Here is a 23,681-nt window from a genome sequence, read left to right as displayed (position 1 = left end):
ATGCGGTAACGGCCTCGCGTGGCTCAGCTGCGCGAGGCTGCGCCCGGCCCTCATCCGGCGCTTCGCGCCACCTTCTCCCGGGGGGAGAAGGAAACGCTGCATTCTTTTTGCTTTCCTAGGACATTCCATGAGCGCCAACGACAACTGGTACATCGAACACTTCCAGCCCACCGGCTCGGCCATCGGCTACCGCATCACCGGCAAGCTGGACGAGGTGCAGTCGCCGTTCCAGAAGATCGAGATCTACGACACCACCGACTGGGGCAAGCTGATGGTGATCGACGGCGCGGTGATGCTGACCACGCGCGACAACTTCTTCTACCACGAGATGATCAGCCACCCGGCGCTGTTCACCCATGCCGCGCCCAAGCGCGTGGTGATCATCGGCGGCGGCGACTGCGGCACCCTGCGCGAAGTGCTCAAGCACCCGGGCGTGGAGAGCGCCACGCAGTGCGACATCGACGAGCAGGTCACGCGCATGGCCGAGAAGTACTTCCCGGAACTGTGCGACTCCAACGGCGACCCGCGCGCCGAGCTGCTGTTCGACGACGGCGTGGCCTACATGGCCAATTGCCCGGCCGGCAGTGTGGACATCGTCATCGTCGACTCCACCGACCCGGTCGGCCCGGCCGAAGGCCTGTTCAACAAGGCGTTCTACGAGAGCTGCTTCAAGGCGCTGAAGGACGACGGCATCCTGGTGCAGCAGTCCGAATCGCCGCTGGCGCTGCTGGACCTGATCAAGGAAATGCGCGCGGAGATGGGCAAGGCCGGCTTCGCCAGCTTCCACACCGTGCCGTTCCCGCAGCCGTGCTACCCGACCGGCTGGTGGAGCGTGACCATGGCGCGCAAGCAGGGCGGCTTCGACTTCCGCCAGGACGACGCCGCGGCCAAGCCGTTCGCCACCCGCTACTACAGCGCGCACCTGCACACCGGCACCCAGGTGCTGCCGCCGTTCGTGGCTGAGGCGCTGGGCGGCTAAGCCCGGGCTCCCTTCGGCATCGGCGCGCTGGACGTGCGCCGATGCTGCGAGTCGCGGGCGCGGCCTCGGCCCTCGACTCCAGGCCGGCTCCAGCATCAGCGCATTCGCCGCAGCGCCGGCGTGCCTGCGCCTCGCGCATGGCATCGCCGCGCGGGTTGCTCCGATCGCTCACTGCGCAAGTGCTGGCGATGGCGCGCGCGCTGGCCCGGGTATCGTGCGACGATGCCCCGATCTTCCGCGGTACCACATCGCGAGCCTCCGATGCGCTCCCAGCCGACGTCGCCATGGACCCTGTGCGCCCTGGCCGCGATCGGTTTCGTCGTCGCCTGCGTCGCCCACGAAGCGGTGGGCCATGGCCTGGCCTGCCTGGGCAGCGGCGGCACGGTCCGCTGGCTCACGTCGGTGTACTTCCGTTGCAAGCCTGGCCAACCGATCGTCGATGCTGCCGGCCCGCTGGCGAATCTGTGCGTGGCCGCAGTCTGCATCCTGGCGGCACGCCGCCGTCGCGCGGACACGCCGCGCCTGGCGCTCGCGCTGATCGCCGCCTTCAACGGGCTGTGGGGTGCCGGCTACCTGCTGTTCTCCGCGGTCACCGATGACGGCGACCTGGCCTTCGTCCTGCGCGATCTCGCTCTGCATCCGGCCTGGGCATGGCGGCTGGGGATGGGACTGGCCGGTGCCTGGTTGTATCTGCAGGTGCTGCGCGCCATCGCCCCGTGGCTGCCGAAAGGCAGGCCAATGGTGATGGCCTACGCCAGTGCCGGCGCGGTGGCCTGCGTGAGCGTGCTGTTCTACACCGGCCCGGTGCTGCCGGCATTGCGCGAGGCGGCGCAGGAAGGCCTGTTGGCACCGATCGGCCTGATGGTCATTGCGTTGTCGCGCCGGTCGCGCGCGCCGCTGCTGCTACCGTCCAGCCGCACGACGATCGCCGTGGCGGTGTTGGTGGTGGCGACGTTCTGGCTCACCCTCGGCCGCGGCTACGGCGGCGTCTGAGTCGGCGCCTGGCGCAGCGTGGCGGCCGGCCCATCCGGCTGGCCCGCCATGCCTGTAGGAGCGGCTTCAGCCGCGACAGGTTTTATCGGGAACGCCCATCGCGGCTGAGGCCGCTCCTACACGACACCCGACACCATCCATGCCACGCCGCTGCGGGCGCGGTGACTGCGCTACAGCGCGTCCGCGTCCAGCTCGCCGGTACGGATCCGCACCACCGTGCCCAAGTCGTAGACGAAGACCTTGCCGTCGCCGATCTTGCCGGTGGCGGCGGCCTTGACGATGGCCTCGACCACGCGCTCGACCTGGTCCTCGCTGACCGCCACTTCCAGCTTCACCTTGGGCAGGAAATCGACCACGTACTCGGCGCCGCGGTACAGCTCGGTGTGGCCCTTCTGCCGGCCGAAGCCCTTGACCTCGGTGACGGTGATGCCGGCCACGCCCTGCGCGGCGAGCGCTTCGCGCACGTCGTCGAGCTTGAACGGCTTGATCACGGCCATGATCATCTTCATGCGGCGTTCTCCAATCACAATGGCCTCAGGATAGCGCGGTTGCGCGATCGGCGGCCGTCGGGTTCAATGGCCGCGCGCCCCCAACGCCGGAATTTTCCGACAGCGCGCCGCGTCCGATCCCGATGGTCCCGACCTGCGGGGTGCCGCACTCTGACGCCACCTGCCGGAGCACAGCCATGATCGACCTCAACCATCTCGACGACCTCGCCCGCCGCCTCAGCGACCTGGTGCCGCCGGGCCTGCGCCAGTCCCGCGACGAACTGCAGAGCACCTTCAAGAGCGCGCTGCAGGCCGGGTTGGGCAAGCTCGACCTGGTCACCCGCGAGGAGTTCGAAGTGCAGCGCGCGGTGCTGCTGCGCACGCGCGAGAAGCTCGAAGCGCTGGAGCGCAGCGTCACCGCGCTGGAAGCGGCGCGCAGCGGGCACACGCCCAGCCCCAACGCCTGATCCACCCGCCACCATGAGCCTGGCGCTGGTGCACAGCCGTGCCCGCGCGGGGGTGCTTGCGCCTCCGGTTCGGGTCGAGGTCCATCTGTCCGGCGGCCTGCCGGCCACCCAGATCGTCGGCCTGCCCGAGGCGGCGGTGCGCGAGTCGCGCGACCGCGTCCGCGCCGCCCTGCTCTGCGCGCAGTACGAATTCCCGGCACGGCGGATCACCGTCAACCTGGCCCCGGCCGACCTTCCCAAGGAAGGCGGCCGCTTCGACCTGCCGATCGCGCTGGGCATCCTCGCCGCCGCCGGCCAGCTCGACCCGCAGGTGCTCGGCCAGTACGAATTCCTCGGCGAACTGGCCCTGACCGGCGAACTGCGCCCGGTCGACGGCGTCCTGCCCGCCGCGCTGGCTGCCGCCCAGGCCGGGCGCACCCTGATCGTGCCGGCCGACAACGGTGCCGAGGCCGCACTGGCGCAACACGTGCAAGCCTTCACCGCGCGCACCCTGCTGGAGGTCTGCGGATTGCTCAACGGCAGCAAGACCCTGCCTGCGGCCACAGCGCCGCCGGCGGTCGCAGCGCCCTTTCCCGACCTGAGCGACGTGCGCGGCCAGGCGCAGGCGCGGCGCGCCCTGGAGATCGCCGCGGCCGGGCATCACCACCTCTTGCTGATCGGCAGTCCCGGCTGCGGCAAGACCCTGCTCGCCTCGCGCCTGCCCGGCATCCTGCCCGAGGCCAGCGAAGCCGAGGCGCTGGAGAGCGCGGCCATCGCCTCGGTCAGCGGCCGCGGCGTGGACCCGTCGCGCTGGCGGCAGCGCCCGTACCGCGCACCGCACCACACCGCCAGTGCGGTGTCGCTGGTCGGCGGCGGCACCCACCCGCGTCCGGGCGAGATCTCGCTGGCGCACCATGGCGTGCTGTTCCTGGACGAATTGCCGGAATGGAACCGGCATGCACTGGAAGTGCTGCGCGAGCCGCTGGAGTCGGGCCAGGTGACCGTATCGCGCGCGGCGCGCAGCGCCGAGTTTCCCGCGCGCTTCCAACTGGTGGCGGCGATGAATCCCTGTCCCTGCGGCTGGGCCGGCGACCCCAGCGGCCGCTGCCGTTGCAGCGAGGACGCGGTGCGGCGCTACCGCGCGCGCATCTCCGGCCCGCTGCTGGACCGCATCGACCTGCACGTGGAGGTGCCGCGGCTGCCGCCGCAGGCCTTGCGCGCCGACGCCCCGCCCGGGGAGGCCAGCGCCGCCGTGCGCGAGCGCGTGGAGCAGGCGCGGCAACGCCAGCAGGCACGTGCCGGGCGGCCCAACGGCCAGCTAGGCCACAGCGAGACCCTGCGCGACTGCCGCCTGCAGCCGCGCGACGAGGCGCTGCTGGAGCAGGCCATCGAACGCCTGCGGCTGTCGGCGCGCTCGCTGCATCGGATCCTGCGTGTAGCCCGCACCATCGCCGACCTGGACGCCAGCGACGCCATCGCCACCGCGCACCTGACCGAGGCCATCGCCTACCGGCAGTTGGATCGTGGGGAGGCGACGGCGAACGCAGTGGGTCCGACGCCACCCGGTGCACGCCGCCTGGTCGGTTGAAGAAGCCGCAGGCAGCACGTGCGCCGCTCCTTCGATACCTGGCAGCGGTCAACGAGCGCGTCTTCCTGCCTTACGCGCTCACCCGCTGGCAGAGTCCACCCAATCGGCGATCAATCCATTGCAGCGGCGCGCGTGTGTAAAGGTCATGCCGTGCGACGCACCGGCCAGCACCTCATGGCGCGCTTGCGGCAGCCAGGCCGCCAGCGCGGCGGCGTTGTCGCGGTACTGGGCCGGGCTGCGTTCGCCAGCGACCAGCAACACCGGCATCGCCAGGGCAGCGGCCTGCTCGGGCCGGTACGCCGGTAGTGCATCCGCGATCTGAGGCACCAGCGTCTGCGCGTTGTCGCGCACCATCTGCCGGAAGCTCGCGCTGCTGCGCGCCCAGGCGCCGGGCTGGCTGACCGAATCGACGAAGCATTCCAGGCCCGCCTCGACCTGGCCGCCCTGCAGCAGCGCGATCGCCTGCGCGCGGACCGCCTGCACCTCGGCCGGCAGGCCCTGCGGCTGCGGACCGCCCGGATCGAACAGGGTCAGGCTGGCGATGGCATCCGGACGCAGCAGCGCCGCCTGCCAGGCTACGGCGGCACCACGGGAATGGCCGACCAGATGCACCGGCCGCGCCTCCTCGGCGATGAAGGCGGCAAGCTGCTGCGCATGCCAGCGCCAGCCGAACGCATGCTGCGACGAAGACGGCAGCCGCGGGTAGTACTGGCCCAGGCTCAACGCGCTGAGCTGGAAGCGGTCGGCCAGGCCGCGCAGCTGCGGCGCCCAGTAGCGGTAGTCGCACAAGGCCCCATGTACCAGCAGTACCGGCGCGCCCTCGCCCACCCGCAGATAGGCCAGCGCGTCGTCCGCACCGAGCCGGCGCACTGCGGGCTTGGGCAAGGCCGTCCGCGGACTGGCGAGACGTTGCATGGTCATGCCCGCTCGCGGATCCGGGCAGCGCGCGTGATGCGCAGGCGCAGGTCAGCGGTGCCGGCATCTGCGGCGCAGCAGGCGGCAGGACGGGCAGACAAGAAAGCAAAGACAGGGAAGATGAGCGCCGACATGCGCATACGATAGCCGCGTCGCTGGCAGGCGCGATGCGGCGCCAGCGAGTCTGTTTGCCGAGAAGGCGATCGTCGGAAAAACGATGCAGAGGAAGCAGGGGCAGTACGGGGTGGCGCGCCCGGAGGGATTCGAACCCCCGACCAATGGCTTCGGAAGCCACTACTCTATCCGGCTGAGCTACGGGCGCAACGGACGCGCATTCTAACGACATTCGCGGGCCGCGTCTCCCCCACGCGTCCTGGCCAGCAATGGCGTTGCCTGCGACCGGCCGCCGGGCACGCTGCACCCGCGCGCCACCCGGCCTCGAGGCAAACATGGCGACCCGGCCTGCAGTGCTGAGCGCGCGCGCATCCTGGTCTGCCTGCATGGTCCGCGCAAAGGCGGACGCCAGGACAGCACACTGTCAGCTCTGCGAACGGGCGCCCCACCTTCGCCGACCCCAGGCACGGCAACGCATGTCACTGCTGCGACGCCACGTGCTGCCGCCCGCACGACGCGGCTGCTACCCTTGCGCGATGGGTTACGAACGCTACGAAACGCCTGCCGCACTGCCGCCGCGCGCGCGCCTGGGCCAGTACTGGAAACTGCTGCGCGGCGACCGGCCGATCGGCGCGCTGCTGCTGCTGTGGCCGACCTGGTGGGCGCTGTGGCTGGCCGCCGACGGGGTGCCGCCGCTGTGGACCCTGTTCGTGTTCACCGCCGGTGTCTGGCTGACCCGCTCGGCCGGCTGCGTGATCAACGACTACGCCGACCGCTGGCTGGACCCGCAGGTCGAGCGCACCCGCAGCCGGCCGCTGGCCACCGGTGCGGTCAGCGGCCGCGAGGCGCTGGCGGTGTTCGCGGTGCTGATGCTGGTGGCCTTCGCGCTGGTGCTGACGATGAACGCGCTGACCATCGGCCTGAGCGTGGTCGGGCTGTTCCTGGCCGCCAGCTATCCCTACCTGAAGCGCTACACCTACCTGCCGCAGGTCTATCTGGGCATGGCCTTCGGCTGGGGCATCCCGATGGCCTTCGCCGCGGTGCGCGGCGAGGTACCGGCGCTGGGCTGGCTGCTGTACGCGGCCAACATCCTCTGGTCCACGGCCTACGACACCTGGTATGCGATGGTCGATCGCGAGGACGACCTGCGTGCCGGCTCCAAGTCCACCGCGATCCTGTTCGGCGAACTGGACCTGGTCATCCAGGGCGTGCTGTACGCGCTGATGTTCGTCGCCCTCGCCTTCGTCGGCCATCGTGCGGAACTGGGCGTGTGGTACTGGGCCGGCCTGGGCGTGGCGGCGCTGCTGGTGGCCGCCGAGTTCCGCATGGCCCGGCACCGCGAACGCGCGGCGTGCTTCCGCGCCTTCCTGCACAACAACTGGGTCGGCCTGGCCATCTTCGCCGGCATCGCCGCGGCGCTGGCGCTGCGCGCAGGCTAGGACCTGTCATCGCTCACGCAGCGTGCGTCGTGCTTTGAAACCTGCCCAAGGCCCTGGCAAAAGGCTGGCGCCGCCGACGCGCCATGCTGACAGCGACGTCCAGGCGCGCCCCCGGACGCCGGCCAGGCCACCGACTCGCTCCACGCGGAACCTGACCAGGACGCGGCATCCGCCGCGCCTGCTCGCACCGATGCGTTCTAGCGCTTGGCCTCCTGCGCTGGCGCGGACGCGGCTGGCGCGTGGGTCAACAGCGCGAACACCCGCTGCTGTTCCTGCATGTCCTGCAGCCCGCTGATCCGCAGACTGTCGCCCGGCAACGGCGCCATGATCGTGGCCACGGTCAGCACCCGGCCGTCGGCCAGCAGGGCGATCGGCTTGCCGACGTTCTGCTCGGTGGCCTGGGTCAGGCGTTGGCCGTGTCCAGGAAAGCGCAGATCCAGCGCTGGCTGGCCATCGCCGTTGTCGGCGAGCGACACGGTCGCCGCATCCTCGACGACCAGCAGCGCCTGCGGCGCCAGGTACAGCGGCTGCCCGTGGTAGTCGGCCTGGACAGCGTCCGGGGTGGGCGCATGGCTGGCCAGGCGCCATTCGAGCTTCGCCTTGACCGGGCTGGCAGCAGCGGCGTCCGGCGCCTTGCCGTATCCGCAGCCGGCGACACCGAAGACACACAGCGCCATCGACAGACCCAAAGCCTTCCAGCGCATCGCGCGCTCCTTTCGTTGTTGGCGTCGTCGCGATCATAACGCCGCGCGCACCTGCCGACCGTTGATGCGCACAGGCACTTGGTGGAGATCGCCGCTGCGGCACATCGGCCGATATGCACGCAACGCCACGCGTAGCGGTTGTCTCCCACGACAGGCAATAACCGCGCGACGCGTGTGCTTTGCAGCGGAGCCACCCATCTGCACCACGCACGATAGACGCACCACGCTCACGGCACCCGCGCCACCACCCAGGCGTCGACCCGTTCGACGCCCGCGCGGCGCAGCGCCTTTGCCGCGGCGTGCAGGGTCGCGCCGGTGGTCATCACGTCGTCGACCAGGGCCACGTGCGCCGGCAGCACCGCCGACGCCGGCACCGCGAACGCGCCGCGCAGATTGCGCCGGCGCGCGTGGGCATCCAGTTCCGATTGCGCCGCGGTCGCCCGCACCCGCTGCAACTCCAGGCACAGCGGCAGCGCCAGCGCGCGCGCCAGTGGCCGCGCCAGTTCCAGCGCCTGGTCGTAGCCGCGCTGGCGCAGCCGCGCCGGATGCAGCGGCACCGGCAGCAGCGCTTGCGGCCGCGGCAAGGCCGCGCAGCGTGCCTGCAGCAGCGCGGCGAGCACGCGCCCGGCCGCCAGATCCTGGTGGAACTTGAAGCGGCGCAACAGGCCATCGACCGGCGCGGCGTACACGCAGGCGCTGGCGACCCGTTCCAGCGGCGGCGGCCGGCGCTGGCACACGCCGCAGATCTGCTCGGCATCCAGCGCCGGCAACGGCAGCGCGCAGCGGCAACAGGTCGCCGCATTCCAGGGCACGCCATCGCGACAGGCCGCACACAGGTCCAGGCCCGGCACGCCGGACTCCCCGCAGACCAGGCAGCGTTCCGGCAGCAGGCGGTGCTGCAGCCAGCGCCATGCACCGTCAACCAAACAGGGCATCGTGAAGTTGACAGGAGTTTCCATGCTCACCAGACTGCCCGCTTTCCCAGCCGCTGACCGTCAGGAAACCCCCATGTCCGCTGTCGTCCGACACGACTGGCAACGCCAGGAATTGCTCGCCCTGTTCGATCTGCCGTTCCCGGAGCTGCTGCACCGCGCTGCCGCCGTGCACCGCGAGCACTTCGATCCGGCGCAGGTGCAGGTGTCCACGCTGCTGTCGGTGAAGACCGGCGGCTGCCCGGAAGACTGCGCGTACTGCCCGCAGGCGCAGCGCTACGCCACCGGCGTGGAGGCGCAGAAGCTGATGAGCACCGAGGCGGTGCTGGACAAGGCGCGCCAGGCCAAGGCCGCCGGCGCCTCACGGTTCTGCATGGGCGCGGCCTGGCGCTCGCCCAAGGACCGCGATATCCCGAAGGTGGCGGAGATGATCCGCGAGGTGAAGGCGCTGGGCCTGGAGACCTGCGCGACCCTGGGCATGCTCGACGGCACCCAGGCGCAGGCGCTGAAGGCGGCCGGGCTGGACTACTACAACCACAATCTGGACACCGCCCCGGATTTCTACGACTCGATCATCCACACCCGCCAGTACCAGGACCGCCTGGACACGCTGACCCACGTGCGCGACGCCGGGCTGAAGACCTGCTGCGGCGGCATCGTCGGCATGGGCGAGTCGCGCGACCAGCGCGCCGGCCTGCTGCAGGCGCTGGCCAATTTGCCGGTGCATCCGGATTCGGTGCCGATCAACGGCCTGGTGCAGGTCGCCGGCACCCCGCTGCACGGCACGGTCGAGCTGGACCCGTTCGAGTTCGTGCGCACGATTGCCGTGGCCCGCATCGCGATGCCGCGGGCGATGGTGCGGCTGTCGGCCGGGCGCGAGAGCATGAGCGACGAACTGCAGGCACTGTGCTTCTGCGCTGGCGCCAACTCGATCTTCTACGGCGAGAAGCTGCTGACCACGGGCAACCCGGATACCGAGCGCGACCAAGCGCTGTTCGCGCGGCTGGGGCTGCGGCCGATGCAGGTGATGGTGGACGCCGACGCGCACGACCATCCCGGCACCGTGCATGCGGACATCACCGCCCATCCCACGCCGGCGATCGCCGCCGCCCTGGTCTGAATCCCGGTCGCGCGTCCGTCCGCCGATCCGGCCGTCCATCGCCGGCGGCGCCCGGCCCGACCGGGGACGCGCTACGCTAATCCGCCAGATGCCCCACCCGCGCCCATGGCCCGTCCCGACCTGCACGACCGCATCCAGTCCGCGCGCGCCTTGCGCGAAGCGCAGGGGCGCCTGCGCGTGCGCCGCAGCGTCGGCCGCCGCGACGGCGTGCGCCTGGAACTCGACGGCCGCTGGCTGACCGGCTTCTGCAGCAACGACTATCTGGGCCTGGCGCAGCAGTTCGAAGTGGTCGCCGCCCTGCAGGACGCCGCCGCGCGCGACGGCGCCGGCGCCACCGCCTCGCACCTGGTGTGCGGCCACCACGCGCTGCACGAGGCGCTGGAACGCGAGATCGCCGACTGGCTCGGCTACCCGCAGGCGCTGCTGTTCGGCAGCGGCTTCATCGCCAACCTGGCGGTACAGCAGGCGCTGCTGAGCGAGGAAGAGGACGTGTGCGTGCAGGACCGGCTCAACCACGCCAGCCTGCTCGACGCCAGCCGCCTGGCCGGCTGCCGCCTGCGCCGCTATCCGCACCTGGATGCCGAAGGCGCGATGCGCCAGCTCAAGCACGCCGCCGATGGCGCGGCGATGCTGGCCACCGATGGCGTGTTCAGCATGGACGGCGACGTCGCCCCGCTGCGCTCGCTGGCGCTGGTGGCACGCACGCAGCAGGCGCTGCTGTACGTGGACGACGCCCACGGCGTCGGCGTGGTCGGCCCGCATGGGCGCGGCGGCGTCGCCGAGGCCGGCCTCGGTGTCGACGACGTGCCGCTGCAGCTGGTGACCCTGGGCAAGGCGCTGGGCGGCTACGGCGCGGCGGTGGTCGGCGATGCGGCGCTGATCCGGCACCTGGCCGAAACCGCACGGCCGTATCTGTACACCACCGCGCTGCCGCCGGCGCAGGCCGCCGCGTCGCTGGCGGCGGTCAAGCTGGCGCGGCGCGACCAGTGGCGGCGCGAGCGGCTGGTCGAACTGATCGTCCTGTTCCGCGGCGGCGCACGCCGCCATGGCCTGGAGCTGATGGCCTCGGACACGCCGATCCAGCCGCTGCTGTGCGGCGAGGAGCGCACGGCGCTGGCGTGGTCGGCGGCGCTGGAACAGGCCGGTTACCTGGTCTCGGCGATCCGCCCGCCAACCGTGCCGGAAGGCAAGTCGCGGCTGCGCGTGACCCTGTCGGCACTGCACACGCCGGCGCAGGTGCAGGCGTTGCTCGATGCGCTGGCCCTGGCCCGCGATCGCGTGGCCGCGCACCCGCCCGGCGTGCCGGCGTGAGCGCAACCGACCTCGCCGCGCGACGCGCGGTGTGGGACGCGCTGGCCGAGCTGTACCTGGACGATGCGGTCGACGCACGCCATGCGCATATCGCCGGCGTGCTCGCCGCCTCGCCGTTCGCCACCGACGCGCTGTGGCAGATGCTGCGCGAGGACGTGCATCCGCGGCTGGCGCCGAACCTGCTGACGCCCGCGGGCGCCTGGCAAGGCATCGACGGCGACTGGCTGAGCACGGCGATCCAGCAGTGCCGCGGTGCGCATCGCGTGTCCGCCTGGCGCACCCGCGACTATCCGCGCCGGCAGTGGCGCCTGCTGCTGCCGCAGGTGCTGGCGCAACGCGCGGCGAACTGACGCGGCGGCCGAAGCGGCCTTCCTGTTCCTTCGACGACGGACGACGATGCATATCGACACCCTGGGGCAGGGCCCCGATCTGGTCCTGCTGCATGGCTGGGCGTTGAACGGCGGCATCTTCGCGCCATTGGTGGAGCGCCTGTCGGCGCAGTGTCGCCTGCACCTGGTGGACCTGCCCGGGCACGGTCACAGCCGCGGCGACGACACGCCGCTGGCGCTGCCGCACGTGGTCAGCGCGATCGCCGCGGCCACGCCGCCGGCCGCGTGGCTGGGCTGGTCGCTGGGCGGGCTGTTCGCGCTGCACGCCGCCGCCACGCAACCGCAGGTGCGCGGCCTGGCGATGCTCGCGGCAACGCCGCGTTTCGTGCGCGGCAGCGATTGGCCGCACGCGGTGGAGCCGCAGGTGTTCGCACAGTTCGGCCGCGATCTGGCCGAAGACTACCGCGGCACCCTCGAACGCTTCCTGGCCCTGGACACGCTCGGCTCGGCGCACGCCCGCGCCGAACTGCGCACCCTGCGCGAAGCGCTCGACGCCCGCGGCGCGCCCGACCCGCACGTGCTGCAGGACGGCCTGACCCTGCTGGAACGCACCGACCTGCGCCGCGCCCTGCCCGGCCTGCGCGTGCCGAGCCTGTGGATCGGCGGCCAGCGCGACCGCCTGGTCCCGCCCGCGGGCATCGAGGCCGCCGCGGCACTGGCGCCGAACGCGCGTGCGCTGACCATCGCCGGCGGCGGCCACGCCCCGTTCCTCGGCCACGCCGACACCGTGGCCGAAGCGCTGCGCGAATTCATGGCGATGCTGAACTAGCGTGGTCGGGCAGCGTGCACGCTCCACGAGCGTGCCGTAGGAGCGGCTTCAGCCGCGACGCATGTCCGGCCAATCGCGGCGCGGCCGAGCCACTCCCACAAAACGCCGGAAATCGGAATTCTTCCGGGACCGCGGGGCGATTGCGATTGCACTGTGGGAGGGACTTCAGTCCCGACGACTGGACCTGGCGGCCTCCATTCCTCTCACTCAGACAGTCCTGCAACGCGCGGACGCATGGCATCCCGATCACGTCCGAAGATGGCGGACTTCCCGACTCCGTTCGTCGCGACCGCATGACCGTCGACTCCCACATTGCACCACGCGTCCCGTACCGACCTCAGACAGACGCAAGAGGCTCCATTCAAGGACCTCAACTGTCATGCATCCGCGACAAGCGACGGCGAAAGTGCGCTGACACGCTCCGTCGTCGGGACTGAAGTCCCTCCCACAAGGATGCCCACCCTATTCCTGCGAGAGCGACTTAAGGACACCTCGACCCCGAAAACTCGATCTGCATCTTTCGCAACCGCCTTCCGCAAAAAGCCGGAAATCGGGATTCTTCCAAGACCGCGGGCGATTGCGATTGCACTGTGGGAGGGACTTCAGTCCCGACGACTGGACCTGGCGGCCTCCATTCCTCTCACCCAGACAGTCCTGCAGCGCGCGGACGCATGGCATCCCGATCGCGTCCGAAGACGGTGGACTTCCCGACTCCGTTCGTCGCGACCGCATGACGGTCGACTCCCACACTGCATCATCCTGTACCGATGTCAGAAAGACGCAAGCGGCTCGATCATGGAACTCAACTGTCATGCAGCCGCGACAAGCGACGCCGAAAGCCCGCTGACACCCTCCGTCGTCGGGACTGAAGTCCCTCCCACAAGGATGCCCACCCCATCCCTGCGAGAGCGACTTCAGGACACCTCGACCCCGAAAACTCGATCTGCGTCTTTCGCAACCGACTGATCCACCTGGCGCGCGATTCCTTAAATCGAGGTTTTTAGAGGTGCCCTTCCGTCGCGACGCATGGCAGCCGCGCACCGCGCGGCGAAAGCCGCTCCTGCACATGTCTTGCGCGCTCAACTGTCCTCCATGTCACGCCGCGCAGCTGGCCGCAGCAGCGACGATGTCCGATCATCGCGGCTCCTTCGAACGAGAGCGCAAGCATGGACCTGGGAATCGCTGGCAAGTGGGCGCTGGTGTGCGCCGCGAGCAAGGGGCTGGGACTGGGCTGCGCGCAGGCGCTGGCACGCGAAGGCGTGCACGTGGTGATCGTGGCGCGCGGCCAGGCGGGGCTGGATGCGGCCGCGGCGCAGTTGCGCGCGCTGCGCGGCGGTGGCGACGTGGTCGCGTTGGCCGCAGACATCGCCACCGAGGATGGGCGCGCCGCCGCACTGGCCGCCTGCCCGCAGGTCGACATCCTGATCAACAACGCCGGCGGTCCGCCACCGGGCGATTTCCGCGACTGGGAACGCGAGGACTGGCTGCGCGCGCTCGACGCCAACATGCTGGCGCCGATCGCGTTGATCCGCGCCACCGTCGATGCGATGCAGGCGCGCGGCTTCGGTCGCATCGTCAATATCACCTCCGCCGCGGTGAAGGCGCCGATCGACAGCCTGGGCCTGTCCAACGGCGCGCGCGCCGGCCTCACCGGCTTCGTCGCCGGGCTGGCGCGGCGCACGGTGGCGCACAACGTCACCATCAACAACCTGTTGCCGGGGCAGTTCGACACCGACCGCCTGCGCGGCAACATCGCCCATGCCGCGCAACGGGAAGGCATCGACCCCGCCGACCTGGCCGAACGCAAGCGCCAACAGATTCCGGCCGGGCGCTTCGGCACCGCGGAGGAATTCGGCACCGCCTGCGCCTTCCTGTGCAGCGCGCAGGCCGGCTATCTGAGCGGACAGAACCTGTTGCTGGACGGCGGCAGCTATCCGGGGACGTTCTGAAGAGCCGGGATTGGGGGAGTCGGGAGTGGGGATGCACAGCGGCGGTCGCGCCGCTTGGTCGGCGCGAGGCGCTGAACATGATGATCTGAGGACGACGCTGGCCGCGAGGGAAAAGCGGCGATGAGGAACCGGCTGGATTCGGGATTGGGAGTACATGGCGGCGGTCGCACCGCTTGATCAGCGCGAAGTGCGCAACGCGGTGATTCGCGCCACCGCTGGCCGCGGCGGGACGCGGGCGGCGATAATGCGCGGATGGATCCTTCCGCGTTCGACTCCCAGCATATCCGCCGCGCGTTCGCGCGTGCCGCCGCCAGTTACGACGCCGCCGCGGCGCTGCAGCGCGAGGTGCAGGGGCGCTTGCTGGAATCGCTGGATTACCTCGGCGACCGCGTGCCGCAGGTGGTGCTGGACGTGGGCAGCGGCCCGGCGCATGCCGCCGCGGCGATGAAGAAGCGCTGGCCGCGCGCGCAGGTGATCGCGCTCGATCAGGCCCTGCCGATGCTGCAGCAGGCCAAGCGCCAGGCCGGCTGGTGGAAGCCGTTCGGCCGCATCTGCGCCGACGCGCGCGCGCTGCCGCTGGCCGAGCACAGCGTCGATGTGATCTTCAGCAATCTGTGCCTGCAGTGGGTGGAGGACCTGCCGGCGGTGTTCGCCGGTTTCCGCCGCGTGCTCAAGCCCGGCGGCCTGCTGCTGTGTTCCAGCTTCGGCCCGGACACCCTGGTGGAACTGCGCGAGGCGTTCGCCCAGGCCGACCGGACCACACCGCACGTGAGCCGCTTCGCACCGATCGCGCAGTTCGGCGATGCGCTGATGCTGTCGGGCTTCCGCGATCCGGTGCTGGACCGCGACGTGTTCAACCTGACCTATCCGGATCTCGCCGCGTTGATGCGCGAACTGCGCGCGATCGGCGCCACCAACGCGCTGCAGGCGCGCCGCCACACCCTCACCGGCCGTGGCCGGTTCGCTGCCGCCAGCGCCGCCTACGAGCCGCTGCGCAGCGCCGACGGCACGCTGCCCAGCACCTGGGAAGTGATCTACGCGCACGCCTGGGCACCACCGCCGGGCGCGCCGATCCGCGAAGGCGGCGGCGAGATCGCCGCGGTGCCGCTGTCAGCGATCCCGATCCGCCGCCGCGGCGACTGAGCCGGGCCGCACCCGGAACAGCACCCGGCCCTGGTACGGCTTACCCAGCACCTGCGCCTGTGCGCCCTGCGCGGCGATGCGTACGGCCACCTGCGACCAGGCCGCGTCCTTGCACACCCACACGCGGCCGGTGCGCGGTTGCCGCAGCACCGTCGCCAGGTCGGCGTCGTACTCGGGACCGAAGCGCGGCGCGTCGGGCAAGGGGTCCAGGCGGATCTTGCGCACCTGCGCGCCCAGCTCCAGGCGCAAGCCATAGCGCGCCATATCCTCGACGAACACCACCTCGCGCACCGGCGTGCCGGCACGCTGGGCGATCGCCTGCGCCCAGGCGCCGGCATCCTTATGCGTGGGCAGCAGCGCCACGGCCAGTTCGAGGGCCAACAGCAATCCGCACCAGCCCAGCAGCCACGGCCAGCGCCACGGCGCGCGCCCCTCCTGCGCGCGCTGCCACGCCGCCAGCAACGCCAGCGGCACGAACAGCGGCAGCACGTACAGCGGCAGCCGCGAGCGCGACAGGCACAGCACCAGCAATGGCAGCAGCAGCCACAGGGTCAGCAACAAGGGCGCGGCCTGCTGCAGGCGCAGCGCCGGCGTGCGCCACCACTGCCGCAGCTGCCGCGGCAGCCGCCAGGCCCAGCGCGCCAGCGCGGGCGTCCACGGCAGCGTGCCCAAGACCAGGATCGGCGCATACGCCACCGCCCAGCCGTACCACTGCGCGTTGCGCCCGAACGCATCGCTGGCCACGCGCTTGACCACCTCGTCGCCGACGAAGTACTGCAGCAACCCGGGATGGCCACGGATCACCGCCAGGTACCAGGGCAGCGCCAGCACCACGAACAGGACGATGCCGGAGAGCTGCAGCGCGCGTCGTGGCGGCCCCGGCGTCACCGCGTTGAACAGCAGCAGCGCCGGCAACGGCAGCAGGCCCGGCGGCCCCTTGGTCATGAACGCCAGGGCGAAGCCGGCCCACATCGCCGCGATCCAGCGCTTGCCCTGGCCGGGCGGATGCGCACGCGCCTCGACGAAGGCCCACACCGCCAGGGTCTCGCAGGCGGCGAGCAGGAAGTCGGTGGAGATCCATTGCGCCGCGCCGAACGGCGCCAGCATGGTCGCGTAGAGCAGCGCCGCCTGCGTCGGCAGCGCGGGGCGTTCGGGAAACAGCCGCATCGCCAGGCGCCAGACCAGCAGCACGCACAGCAGGTAGGACAGCGCCGACGGCAGCCGCGCCGCCCACGGCGACGGCCCGAACACGGCGACGCTGGCGGCGATCGCCCAGTAGGTCAGCGGCGGCTTGGTCCAGTGCGCCACGTCCTCGCTGCGGCGGGGCGTGAGCCAGTCGCCGCTGTGCAGCATGTTCAGCGCGACATTGGAGTAGCGGCCCTCGTCGGCGTCCCAGATGCCGCGGGCGCCCAGCAGGGCCAGCGCGAGCGTGCAGGCCAGCAGCGCCACCGCGACGGCCGGGGAACGAAGCAGCGCGCGCATCGGCAATCCTCTCGGTCGACGCGGCGACCATAGTCACCGCGCCTGCGGCCGCAGATGACGGCCGGCGGACAGTTTTGCGACAGCGCGAACGCGCCGGCCTCAGGCCGGCGCGCGGCTCAGGCGGAGACCTGCGCGATCCAGTCTTCGAGGTTGTAGTAGTTGCTGACGCGGGCGATCCTGCCGTCGCGGATGTCGAAGAACGCCCCGCCCGGCAGCACGTAGCGCTGGCCGCGCGCCTCCGGCAGGCCGGTGTCGGTGTGGTGGTATTCGCCATGCACCACGTACTCGGCGGCGGCGCGGCGGCCGTCCTGCGCGGCCAGCACCACGATGTCCTGCAACTGCTCGCGGTAACTGGCGTTCATGCGCTGCAGGAAGGCGGCGAAGACCTCCTTGCCGGTCTCGCGCGCGCCCTGGTTGAGATCGTGGGCGACATCGTCGGTGAGCATGCCCAGCATGCCGTCCCAATCGCCGCGGTTGAACGCCGCGTAATAGGCCTGCACCAGGGTGATGGCCTGGTCCTGCGCAGGAACTCCGTGGTTGCTCATGGCTGCCGCCCTCCGCCCGTGGAAAGGCCCATCATACGGTCTCGCCGCCGTGCTCGACGCCCCGCTCCAGCAGGTCGCGATGGAAGAAGTACAGCTCCTGCAGCAGGAAGCGCCAGCGGGTCTGGAAGCTGCGGAAACGGCTGCTCGGCGTCGACGACGCCAGCGCGTCGATCTGCAGTTCCTGGCACAGCCGCAGCGCCCGTGCCATGTGCAGCGGATCGCTGACCACGATCACCCGGTGCAGGCCATGTTCGCGCATCAGCCGGCGCGCCTCGATCAGGTTCTGCCGGGTGGTGCGCGACACCGTCTCGATCAGGATCGCGTCGGCCGGCACGTCGTGGCGCAGCGCGTAGCGCCGGGCCACCTGCGACTCGGCGAAACGCGCGCCATTGCCGAAGCCGCCGGTGAAGATCAGGGTCGGCGCGTAGCCGCGCTGATAGAGGTCCAGGCCATGACGGATGCGCTCCTCGAACACCGGCGACGGCTTGGCATCGTAGGCCGCGGCGCCGAGCACGATGATCGCGTCGGCCGGCGCCGCCTGGTCGCGGTCGCCGACCCAGACGATGTAGATCGCCACGCCCAGCAGCCACAGCCCCAGCAACGCCGCCAGGCGCACCAGCCAGCGGAAGCCGCGCCGCGCGCTCATGCCGCGCCCCACGGCAAGGCGTCCAGGTCGACGTTGCCGCCGGACAGGATCACCCCGACCCGGCGCCCGGCAAAGCGCGCCGGCTGCGCCAGCACCGCCGCCAGGGCGATCGCCGAGGACGGCTCCACCACCTGCTTGAGCACCTGCCACAGCAGCCGCATCGCCGCCACGGTCGCCGCGTCCTCCACCACCAGCACCTCGGCCTGGCCGTGCAGCAGGGCGAAGTTGGGTTCGCCGAGGGTGCCGCGCAGGCCGTCGCAGAGCGTGTCCGGGACCATGTCCACGCGGCGCTCGCCGGCCGCCAGCGAGCGCGCGGTGTCGGCGGCGCCGGCCGGCTCGGCCAGCAGCAACTGCGCCTGCGGCGCCCGCGCCGACAGCGCCAGCCGGCTGCCCGCGGCCAGGCCGCCGCCGCCGACCGGCACCACCAGCAGGTCCAGCCCGCCGCTGGCGTCCAACAGTTCCAGCGCCGCGGTGCCCTGCCCGGCGATCACCGCCGGATCGGCATAGGGATGCACCAGGGTCGCGCCGGTATCGCGCTTCACCTGCGCACACAGCGCCTCGCGCGCGGCGATGCTCGGCGCGCAGCGCCACAGCGTGGCGCCGTGGCGGGCGATGTTGGCGAGCTTGGCGGCGACCGCCCCCTCCGGCACCACCACATGGCAGCCGATGCCGCGGGTGCGCGCGGCCAGGGCCAGGGCCGCGCCATGGTTGCCGGAGGAATGGGTGACCACCCCGCAGGCCGCCTGTGCCGGGTCCAGCGCCCACACCGCGTTGCAGGCGCCGCGGAACTTGAACGCGCCGCCGCGCTGCAGGTGTTCGGCCTTGAAGTACAGCTGCGCGCCGGTGGCGGCATCCAGCGCCCGCGAACGCAGCACCGGGGTCGGCCGCGCGTGCGCGGCAATGCGTGCGGCGGCCGCCAGGACGTCGCCGAACTCGGGCAGAAAACGTGAGACCATGCGCGAAAGGGTAGCGTATCGTCGCCAACGTGCAGCGCCCGCGACCCGCGCCGGTTCGCCGTCGTTGCGCGCAACTTAAGCGTTCAAGTGCGGCCGATGAAGTTAAGGGGGGATTCAATGCCACGGACCGAACCTGTCAGCCAGCCTGCTGGAGGGCAAACGCCATGAAACTGCGCCTGATCTGCGCCGCTGGACTGCTGGCCGCACTGGGCGGCTGTGCCACCTACGATTACGCCGGAGGCGGCGAGGGTGGCTACTACCGTGGCGCCCCGTCGGTCGAATACCGCTACCCGGCCGGCTACTCCGAGTACTACTCGCCCTACGGCGCGGTGCCCTACTACGGCTACGGCCCGTCCTATTACGGCTACTACGGGTACGGCGTGCCGTATTACTACTACCGTGGCTACGATGGTCCGCGCCACCGCCCGCCACCGCGTCCGCGGCCGGACGATGGCGGTTCGCGCCCACCGCCGCCGCCCAGCGTGGGCGGTCGGGTGCCCTCGCCCTGGCGCGACATGGATCGCCTGCGCCGTCCGGACGCGCTGAATTCGGCGCCGCGACCGCAGTCGATGCAGCCGGCCCGGCCGGCAATGCAGCGTCCAGAGGGGATGCAGCGCCCGCCGGCGCCGCGCCCCGGCAATATGGGTCGCAGCAATGGGACACGTCGCACACTCGAACCCTGAGAAAGGGCTTGCGTTCGCCTGTCCCAGCACGCACTCTACGTCCTACGGGGTGACCGCCTGCGTCGCTTTATGACCCGAAGGGGTCGACCCCACCGTCTATGTCGATGTCCGACAGGGAAATCTGGATCCCCCCTGTTCCGGCCCTGTCGGGCGTCGGCGCCTCACAACGAAAAGCCCCGGTCCGCCGGGGCTTTTCGCGTTGGGGCCTTGCCGTTGCTGGCCTGGCGCGGCGACTAGCGAAAAACGGGCATAAAAAAGGGCCGGTAGTCCCCCGACTACCGGCCCCCAGCTCCCCCAACGTGCGCGTGACTGGCCCCTGTTCCAATTCCAGTCATACGCCCCTGACGCATTGCCACGTTGGGTGCAGTAGGAATATCTGCAGATTGCGTGCCAACTTGAGGCCCGGATCTGCAATTTGTGATGCAACCGCTAAAATTCCTGTTCACACCCGGGTCGACTCCATGTGTCGCCCCCTGCCACCGGCCCCGCGCCGGCCGACGAGACCCCGATGAGCGATTCCTTCTACCGCCATGACGTGATCGTGATCGGCGGCGGCCATGCCGGCACCGAGGCGGCGCTGGCGTCCGCGCGTGCCGGCGCCCGCACCCTGCTGCTGACCCATAACGTGGAGACGGTAGGAGCGATGAGCTGCAACCCGGCCATCGGCGGCATCGGCAAAGGCCACCTGGTCAAGGAGATCGATGCGCTGGGCGGGGCGATGGCCCACGCCGCGGACCTGGCCGGCATCCAGTGGCGCACCCTCAACGCCTCCAAGGGTCCGGCGGTGCGCGCGACCCGCTGCCAGGCCGATCGCAGTCTGTACCGCAGCGCGATCCGGCGCCTGGTCGAGGCGCAGCCGAACCTGACCGTGTTCCAGGCGGCGGTGGACGACCTGGTCATGTACGGCGAGCGCGTGCGCGGCGTGCTGACCCAGACCGGGCTGCGCTTCGAGGCCGCGGTGGTGGTGCTGACCGCCGGCACCTTCCTGGCCGGCAAGATCCACATCGGCCAGACCCAGTACGCCGGCGGCCGCGCCGGCGATCCGCCGGCCACCGCGCTGGCGCAGGCGCTGCGCGATGGCCGCTTCGGCGTGGACCGGCTCAAGACCGGCACCCCGCCGCGCATCGACGGGCGCAGCCTGGACTACACGGCGATGGAGGAACAGCCGGGCGACGATCCGCTGCCGGTGATGTCCTTCCTGGGCGAGGTCGCCCAGCACCCGCGCCAGGTCTCGTGCTGGATCACCCACACCACCGAACGCACCCACGCCATCATCCGCGGCGCGCTGGACCGCTCGCCGCTGTACACCGGCCAGATCGAGGGGATCGGCCCGCGCTACTGCCCCTCGATCGAGGACAAGGTGGTGCGCTTCGCCGAGAAGGCCAGCCACCAGATCTTCGTCGAGCCGGAAGGCCTGGACGTGGTCGAGATCTACCCCAACGGCATCTCCACCTCGCTGCCGTTCGACGTGCAGCTGGAGCTGGTGCGCTCGATCCGCGGCTTCGAGCGCGCCCACATCACCCGCCCCGGCTACGCCATCGAGTACGACTTCTTCGACCCGCGCGGGCTCAAGGCCTCGCTGGAGACCAAGGCCATGCCCGGGCTGTTCTTCGCCGGGCAGATCAACGGCACCACCGGCTACGAGGAAGCCGCCGCGCAGGGCCTGATCGCCGGCCTCAACGCCGCGCGCCAGGTGCGCGGGCTGGAGCCGTGGTCGCCGCGTCGCGACCAGGCCTACATCGGCGTGCTGATCGACGACCTGATCACCCACGGCACCAGCGAACCGTACCGCATGTTCACCAGCCGCGCCGAGTACCGGCTGCAGCTGCGCGAGGACAACGCCGACGCGCGCCTGACCGGCATCGGCCACGACCTGGGCATCGTCGACGAACGCCGCTGGGCACGCTTCCAGGCCAAGCAGGAGGCGGTGGCACGCGAGAACGAGCGCCTGCGCGCGCTGTGGGCCACGCCGGGCAACGCACTGGGTCGCGAGGTCGTGGCCACGCTGGGCGTGGCGGTGAGCCGCGAGACCACCGTGCTGGACCTGATCAAGCGCCCGGAGCTGGACTACGCCGCGCTGATGCGGGTGCCGTCGCTGGGCCCGGGCGTGGCCGACGCGCAGGTGGCCGAACAGGTGGAGATCGGCATCAAGTACGCCGGCTACCTGGACCGCCAGCGCGAGGAGATCGCGCGCCAGCAGCGCCACGAGGACACCCCGATCCCGGCCGCCTTCGACTACGCGCAGGTGCGCGGGCTGTCGGCCGAAGTGCAGCAGAAGCTCGAGCGCGTGCGTCCGCAGACCGTGGGCCAGGCGCAGCGCATCCCCGGCATGACCCCGGCGGCGATCTCGCTGCTGCTGGTGCACCTGGAACGGGCGCGGCGCAGCCGGGTGGCGTAGCCCGCGACAGCGCAGCACGCGCAGGAGCGGCTTCAGCCGCGACCGAGGTGCATCGGCAACGCCCCGTCGCGGCTGAAGCCGCTCCTGCGGACGCGATGGGTGCATTGCGTCAGGCAGGGCAGCGCGCGCCGCTGCGGGCAACGACCGCAGGCAGGCGTATGCGCTGCAGCGAGGCGCTCAGTCCTGCGCAGCTACCGGCAGTAGGTGCTGGCGCAGCAGCAGCGCGGCCAGGTCCAGGGTTTCGCCGGCCACGCGCATCACGCTGCCCATGTTGATGAAGCCGTGGATCATGCCGGGGTGGACACGCACCAGGGTTTCCACACCCGCCTCGCGCAGGCGCTGCGCGTAGTGCAGGCCTTCGTCGTGCAGCGCGTCGCGGTCGGCCAGCACCACCAGCGCCGGGGCGACGCCGGCGACGTCCGCGGCCACCACCGGCGAGATGCGCCAGTCCGACGCAAGCGACGGGTCCGGCAGCAGTTGGCGATCGAAGTAGCGCATCGCCGCTTCGGTCAGTGGCGGGATGCCGGCGTTGTGCACGCGCGACGGGAAGGGATTGTCCGGGCGTACGTCGGTGAGCGGATAGATCAGGATCTGGCAGCGCAGGGCGATGCCGGCATCGCGTGCGTCCAGCGCGGCGCTCGCCGCCAGGGCCCCACCCATGCTGTCGCCGGCGACGGCCAGGCGCTGCGCATCGGCGCCGACCTCGCCCGGGTGCGCGGCCAACCAGTGCAGCACGGCGATCACGTCCTCGATGCCGGCCGGCGCCGGATGCTCGGGCGCCAGCCGGTAGTCCACCGCCAGCACCTGGCAGCCGGCGCGCGCGGCCAGTTGCCGGCACACGTCGTCGTGCGAATCCAGGTCGCCGACCACGCCACCGCCGCCGTGTGCGTAGAGGCAGGTCGGCGCCGGGCCTGCGTCGAGGCCGTGCGGACGGTACAGGCGCAGGGGGATCGGCGCGGCCGGACCCGGCGCCTGCAGGTCGCGGACCTCGGCCATCTCCGCGCGCGGGAAACCGAACTGCGCGGCGACGCCGCGCATCATCGCCCGCGCCTCGGGCAAGGGCAGTTCCTCCATCGGCGGCTGCCCGGACTGCTGCGCCAGGGCGAAGAATCGGACGACGTCTGGATCGAAATACATGGGTGGCCCTCCAGGGGCGGCTGCGCAAGCGGCGTCTGGCAGATTGTTATTTTCAATAATCATTTCTGCAAATAAGCGAAATGGAACGCTCATCAAGGCACCTGGCGGATCAGCGGCAGACGGCCGGCCGCCGCGGCGTAGAGGCCTGCGCAATGCAGGCGTGGCAAGGCCTGGCGCGGCTTGCAGCGCGCGGTGGCCGCTGTCGCACATGCCGCGGCACCGCATTGCAGCGCAACATGGGCCTGCGCAAACGCGGCTTCGCGCCAGGTCCTGTACCCATTCCCCAATACACCGCGTTGGAGTTGGCGGCCGTCCGTTGGCATTGCGGGGCCGTCATCAGACACGCTGCGCCGCGTCAGCGGCGCGTTTTCCAGGCCGACCCTGAAGGCGTGATCGCGTGCGCCTGCGACCGCGTGGCGATGCTAGGTTCAGTGCAATCGAACAGGCACTGATCGAGCGGAGCGGCAGGTATGCGCAGTCTCGCCGACACCGTGGGGCGTTTTGCGGGCGGCAACGGTCATGCTGCATGCGGTCGCCCGGGCGTGGCCGGGCCGT

Annotated in this window: 22 protein-coding genes and 1 tRNA gene; 13 read left to right on the top strand and 10 right to left on the bottom strand. The window is 71.2% G+C overall.

Features of this window, described 5'->3' with window-relative positions; translation table 11 throughout:
• Positions 1 to 127: 127 nt before the first annotated feature.
• The gene (gene speE / locus ACP93_RS15420) at positions 128 to 979 is read left to right on the top strand and encodes a polyamine aminopropyltransferase (protein WP_048491552.1); all 852 of its coding nucleotides are present in this window, start codon (positions 128 to 130) and stop codon (positions 977 to 979) included.
• 261 nt (positions 980 to 1,240) lie between these two features.
• Entirely contained in the window at positions 1,241 to 1,972 is a 732-nt protein-coding gene (locus ACP93_RS15415) for a hypothetical protein (protein ID WP_048491551.1), read from the top strand.
• A gap of 170 nt (positions 1,973 to 2,142) precedes the next feature.
• Here ACP93_RS15415 and ACP93_RS15410 read toward each other — a convergent pair whose 3' ends face one another.
• Positions 2,143 to 2,481, bottom strand: coding sequence for a P-II family nitrogen regulator (locus tag ACP93_RS15410; RefSeq protein WP_010341856.1), 339 nt, complete (start codon positions 2,479 to 2,481; stop codon positions 2,143 to 2,145).
• 176 nt (positions 2,482 to 2,657) lie between these two features.
• On the opposite strand from ACP93_RS15410, the gene ACP93_RS15405 reads away from it, so the two are divergent.
• Positions 2,658 to 2,927, top strand: a complete 270-nt coding sequence (locus ACP93_RS15405; RefSeq protein WP_048491550.1) for a ubiquinone biosynthesis accessory factor UbiK — start codon at positions 2,658 to 2,660, stop codon at positions 2,925 to 2,927.
• A gap of 13 nt (positions 2,928 to 2,940) precedes the next feature.
• Positions 2,941 to 4,494, top strand: a complete 1,554-nt coding sequence (locus ACP93_RS15400; RefSeq protein WP_048491549.1) for a YifB family Mg chelatase-like AAA ATPase — start codon at positions 2,941 to 2,943, stop codon at positions 4,492 to 4,494.
• A 78-nt stretch (positions 4,495 to 4,572) separates the two neighbouring features.
• Here the strand turns inward: ACP93_RS15400 and ACP93_RS15395 are convergent, their stop codons facing one another.
• Together ACP93_RS15395 and ACP93_RS15390 are read right to left on the bottom strand one after the other, a co-directional pair.
• A complete protein-coding gene (locus ACP93_RS15395; protein ID WP_048491579.1) occupies positions 4,573 to 5,409 on the bottom strand; it encodes an alpha/beta fold hydrolase in 837 nt (278 codons plus the stop codon).
• A 245-nt stretch (positions 5,410 to 5,654) separates the two neighbouring features.
• A tRNA-Arg gene (locus tag ACP93_RS15390) sits at positions 5,655 to 5,731 on the bottom strand.
• Between the two features lie 328 nt (positions 5,732 to 6,059).
• Here ACP93_RS15390 and ubiA point away from each other — a divergent pair.
• A complete protein-coding gene (ubiA, locus tag ACP93_RS15385; RefSeq protein ID WP_048491548.1) occupies positions 6,060 to 6,962 on the top strand; it encodes a 4-hydroxybenzoate octaprenyltransferase in 903 nt (300 codons plus the stop codon).
• A gap of 197 nt (positions 6,963 to 7,159) precedes the next feature.
• On the opposite strand, the gene ACP93_RS15380 is transcribed toward ubiA, so the two are convergent.
• Complete coding sequence (locus ACP93_RS15380; protein WP_048491547.1) at positions 7,160 to 7,666, bottom strand: SecDF P1 head subdomain-containing protein; 507 nt, start codon at positions 7,664 to 7,666, stop codon at positions 7,160 to 7,162.
• Between the two features lie 227 nt (positions 7,667 to 7,893).
• On the bottom strand, positions 7,894 to 8,601 hold the full coding sequence (locus ACP93_RS15375) for a ComF family protein (protein WP_106407119.1): 708 nt from the start codon (positions 8,599 to 8,601) through the stop codon (positions 7,894 to 7,896).
• Between the two features lie 73 nt (positions 8,602 to 8,674).
• Here ACP93_RS15375 and bioB point away from each other — a divergent pair, with 73 nt between their 5' ends.
• The 6 genes from bioB to bioC all read left to right on the top strand — a co-directional run bounded on the left by bioB (position 8,675) and on the right by bioC (position 15,279).
• Positions 8,675 to 9,718, top strand: a complete 1,044-nt coding sequence (bioB, locus tag ACP93_RS15370) for a biotin synthase BioB (protein ID WP_048491545.1) — start codon at positions 8,675 to 8,677, stop codon at positions 9,716 to 9,718.
• Positions 9,719 to 9,823: 105 nt separating this feature from the next.
• A complete protein-coding gene (bioF, locus tag ACP93_RS15365) occupies positions 9,824 to 11,029 on the top strand; it encodes an 8-amino-7-oxononanoate synthase (RefSeq protein WP_048491544.1) in 1,206 nt (401 codons plus the stop codon).
• Positions 11,026 to 11,379, top strand: a complete 354-nt coding sequence (locus tag ACP93_RS15360) for a DUF7079 family protein (protein WP_048491543.1) — start codon at positions 11,026 to 11,028, stop codon at positions 11,377 to 11,379. The genes bioF and ACP93_RS15360 overlap by 4 nt, the downstream gene beginning before the upstream one ends.
• A 46-nt stretch (positions 11,380 to 11,425) precedes the next feature.
• On the top strand, positions 11,426 to 12,187 hold the full coding sequence (gene bioH, locus ACP93_RS15355) for a pimeloyl-ACP methyl ester esterase BioH (protein WP_048491542.1): 762 nt from the start codon (positions 11,426 to 11,428) through the stop codon (positions 12,185 to 12,187).
• Between the two features lie 1,166 nt (positions 12,188 to 13,353).
• Entirely contained in the window at positions 13,354 to 14,136 is a 783-nt protein-coding gene (locus ACP93_RS15350) for an SDR family oxidoreductase (protein ID WP_048491541.1), read from the top strand.
• Positions 14,137 to 14,388: 252 nt separating this feature from the next.
• On the top strand, positions 14,389 to 15,279 hold the full coding sequence (gene bioC, locus ACP93_RS15345; protein WP_048491540.1) for a malonyl-ACP O-methyltransferase BioC: 891 nt from the start codon (positions 14,389 to 14,391) through the stop codon (positions 15,277 to 15,279).
• Here the strand turns inward: bioC and ACP93_RS15340 are convergent.
• The 4 genes from ACP93_RS15340 to ACP93_RS15325 form a co-directional block, all read right to left on the bottom strand.
• The gene (locus tag ACP93_RS15340) at positions 15,247 to 16,761 is read right to left on the bottom strand and encodes an ArnT family glycosyltransferase (RefSeq protein ID WP_048491539.1); all 1,515 of its coding nucleotides are present in this window, start codon (positions 16,759 to 16,761) and stop codon (positions 15,247 to 15,249) included. The two genes, bioC and ACP93_RS15340, sit on opposite strands and share 33 nt — an antisense overlap.
• Positions 16,762 to 16,877: 116 nt before the next feature.
• Complete coding sequence (locus ACP93_RS15335) at positions 16,878 to 17,306, bottom strand: ketosteroid isomerase-related protein (protein ID WP_048491538.1); 429 nt, start codon at positions 17,304 to 17,306, stop codon at positions 16,878 to 16,880.
• 31 nt (positions 17,307 to 17,337) lie between these two features.
• Positions 17,338 to 17,964: a YdcF family protein gene (locus tag ACP93_RS15330; RefSeq protein WP_048491537.1), complete on the bottom strand. Its 627-nt coding sequence runs from the start codon at positions 17,962 to 17,964 to the stop codon at positions 17,338 to 17,340.
• Positions 17,949 to 18,908 carry a pyridoxal-phosphate dependent enzyme gene (locus tag ACP93_RS15325; RefSeq protein WP_048491536.1) on the bottom strand — a complete coding sequence of 320 codons (960 nt, stop codon included), beginning with the start codon at positions 18,906 to 18,908 and terminating at the stop codon, positions 17,949 to 17,951. The genes ACP93_RS15330 and ACP93_RS15325 overlap by 16 nt, the downstream gene beginning before the upstream one ends.
• Before the next feature lie 164 nt (positions 18,909 to 19,072).
• Between ACP93_RS15325 and ACP93_RS15320 the strand changes: the two genes are divergently transcribed.
• Both ACP93_RS15320 and mnmG read left to right on the top strand, forming a co-directional pair.
• Positions 19,073 to 19,591: a hypothetical protein gene (locus ACP93_RS15320; protein ID WP_048491535.1), complete on the top strand. Its 519-nt coding sequence runs from the start codon at positions 19,073 to 19,075 to the stop codon at positions 19,589 to 19,591.
• A gap of 508 nt (positions 19,592 to 20,099) precedes the next feature.
• Complete coding sequence (gene mnmG / locus ACP93_RS15315; RefSeq protein WP_048491534.1) at positions 20,100 to 21,989, top strand: tRNA uridine-5-carboxymethylaminomethyl(34) synthesis enzyme MnmG; 1,890 nt, start codon at positions 20,100 to 20,102, stop codon at positions 21,987 to 21,989.
• A 177-nt stretch (positions 21,990 to 22,166) separates the two neighbouring features.
• On the opposite strand, the gene ACP93_RS15310 is transcribed toward mnmG, so the two are convergent.
• The gene (locus ACP93_RS15310; protein WP_048491533.1) at positions 22,167 to 23,126 is read right to left on the bottom strand and encodes an alpha/beta hydrolase; all 960 of its coding nucleotides are present in this window, start codon (positions 23,124 to 23,126) and stop codon (positions 22,167 to 22,169) included.
• Positions 23,127 to 23,681: the final 555 nt, after the last annotated feature.

Source organism: Xanthomonas sp. NCPPB 1128 (assembly GCF_001043115.1).
Taxonomy (GTDB): Bacteria; Pseudomonadota; Gammaproteobacteria; order Xanthomonadales; family Xanthomonadaceae; genus Xanthomonas_A.
Note: the sequence above shows the minus strand (reverse complement) of the source record. Positions and strands in the feature narration are given on the sequence as shown.

What these genes read in the sequence shown, in the direction of transcription:
- ACP93_RS15395 (WP_048491579.1), bottom strand. Translation starts at nt 5,409, where the DNA reads ATGCAACGTCTCGCCAGTCCGCGGACGGCCTTGCCCAAGCCCGCAGTG.
- ACP93_RS15415 (WP_048491551.1), top strand. Translation starts at nt 1,241, where the DNA reads ATGCGCTCCCAGCCGACGTCGCCATGGACCCTGTGCGCCCTGGCCGCG.
- ACP93_RS15335 (WP_048491538.1), bottom strand. Translation starts at nt 17,306, where the DNA reads ATGAGCAACCACGGAGTTCCTGCGCAGGACCAGGCCATCACCCTGGTG.
- ACP93_RS15310 (WP_048491533.1), bottom strand. Translation starts at nt 23,126, where the DNA reads ATGTATTTCGATCCAGACGTCGTCCGATTCTTCGCCCTGGCGCAGCAG.
- bioF (WP_048491544.1), top strand. Translation starts at nt 9,824, where the DNA reads ATGGCCCGTCCCGACCTGCACGACCGCATCCAGTCCGCGCGCGCCTTG.
- ACP93_RS15325 (WP_048491536.1), bottom strand. Translation starts at nt 18,908, where the DNA reads ATGGTCTCACGTTTTCTGCCCGAGTTCGGCGACGTCCTGGCGGCCGCC.
- ubiA (WP_048491548.1), top strand. Translation starts at nt 6,060, where the DNA reads ATGGGTTACGAACGCTACGAAACGCCTGCCGCACTGCCGCCGCGCGCG.
- speE (WP_048491552.1), top strand. Translation starts at nt 128, where the DNA reads ATGAGCGCCAACGACAACTGGTACATCGAACACTTCCAGCCCACCGGC.
- ACP93_RS15320 (WP_048491535.1), top strand. Translation starts at nt 19,073, where the DNA reads ATGAAACTGCGCCTGATCTGCGCCGCTGGACTGCTGGCCGCACTGGGC.
- ACP93_RS15340 (WP_048491539.1), bottom strand. Translation starts at nt 16,761, where the DNA reads ATGCGCGCGCTGCTTCGTTCCCCGGCCGTCGCGGTGGCGCTGCTGGCC.
- ACP93_RS15380 (WP_048491547.1), bottom strand. Translation starts at nt 7,666, where the DNA reads ATGCGCTGGAAGGCTTTGGGTCTGTCGATGGCGCTGTGTGTCTTCGGT.
- ACP93_RS15410 (WP_010341856.1), bottom strand. Translation starts at nt 2,481, where the DNA reads ATGAAGATGATCATGGCCGTGATCAAGCCGTTCAAGCTCGACGACGTG.
- bioH (WP_048491542.1), top strand. Translation starts at nt 11,426, where the DNA reads ATGCATATCGACACCCTGGGGCAGGGCCCCGATCTGGTCCTGCTGCAT.
- ACP93_RS15350 (WP_048491541.1), top strand. Translation starts at nt 13,354, where the DNA reads ATGGACCTGGGAATCGCTGGCAAGTGGGCGCTGGTGTGCGCCGCGAGC.
- bioC (WP_048491540.1), top strand. Translation starts at nt 14,389, where the DNA reads ATGGATCCTTCCGCGTTCGACTCCCAGCATATCCGCCGCGCGTTCGCG.
- mnmG (WP_048491534.1), top strand. Translation starts at nt 20,100, where the DNA reads ATGAGCGATTCCTTCTACCGCCATGACGTGATCGTGATCGGCGGCGGC.
- ACP93_RS15405 (WP_048491550.1), top strand. Translation starts at nt 2,658, where the DNA reads ATGATCGACCTCAACCATCTCGACGACCTCGCCCGCCGCCTCAGCGAC.
- bioB (WP_048491545.1), top strand. Translation starts at nt 8,675, where the DNA reads ATGTCCGCTGTCGTCCGACACGACTGGCAACGCCAGGAATTGCTCGCC.
- ACP93_RS15375 (WP_106407119.1), bottom strand. Translation starts at nt 8,601, where the DNA reads ATGCCCTGTTTGGTTGACGGTGCATGGCGCTGGCTGCAGCACCGCCTG.
- ACP93_RS15400 (WP_048491549.1), top strand. Translation starts at nt 2,941, where the DNA reads ATGAGCCTGGCGCTGGTGCACAGCCGTGCCCGCGCGGGGGTGCTTGCG.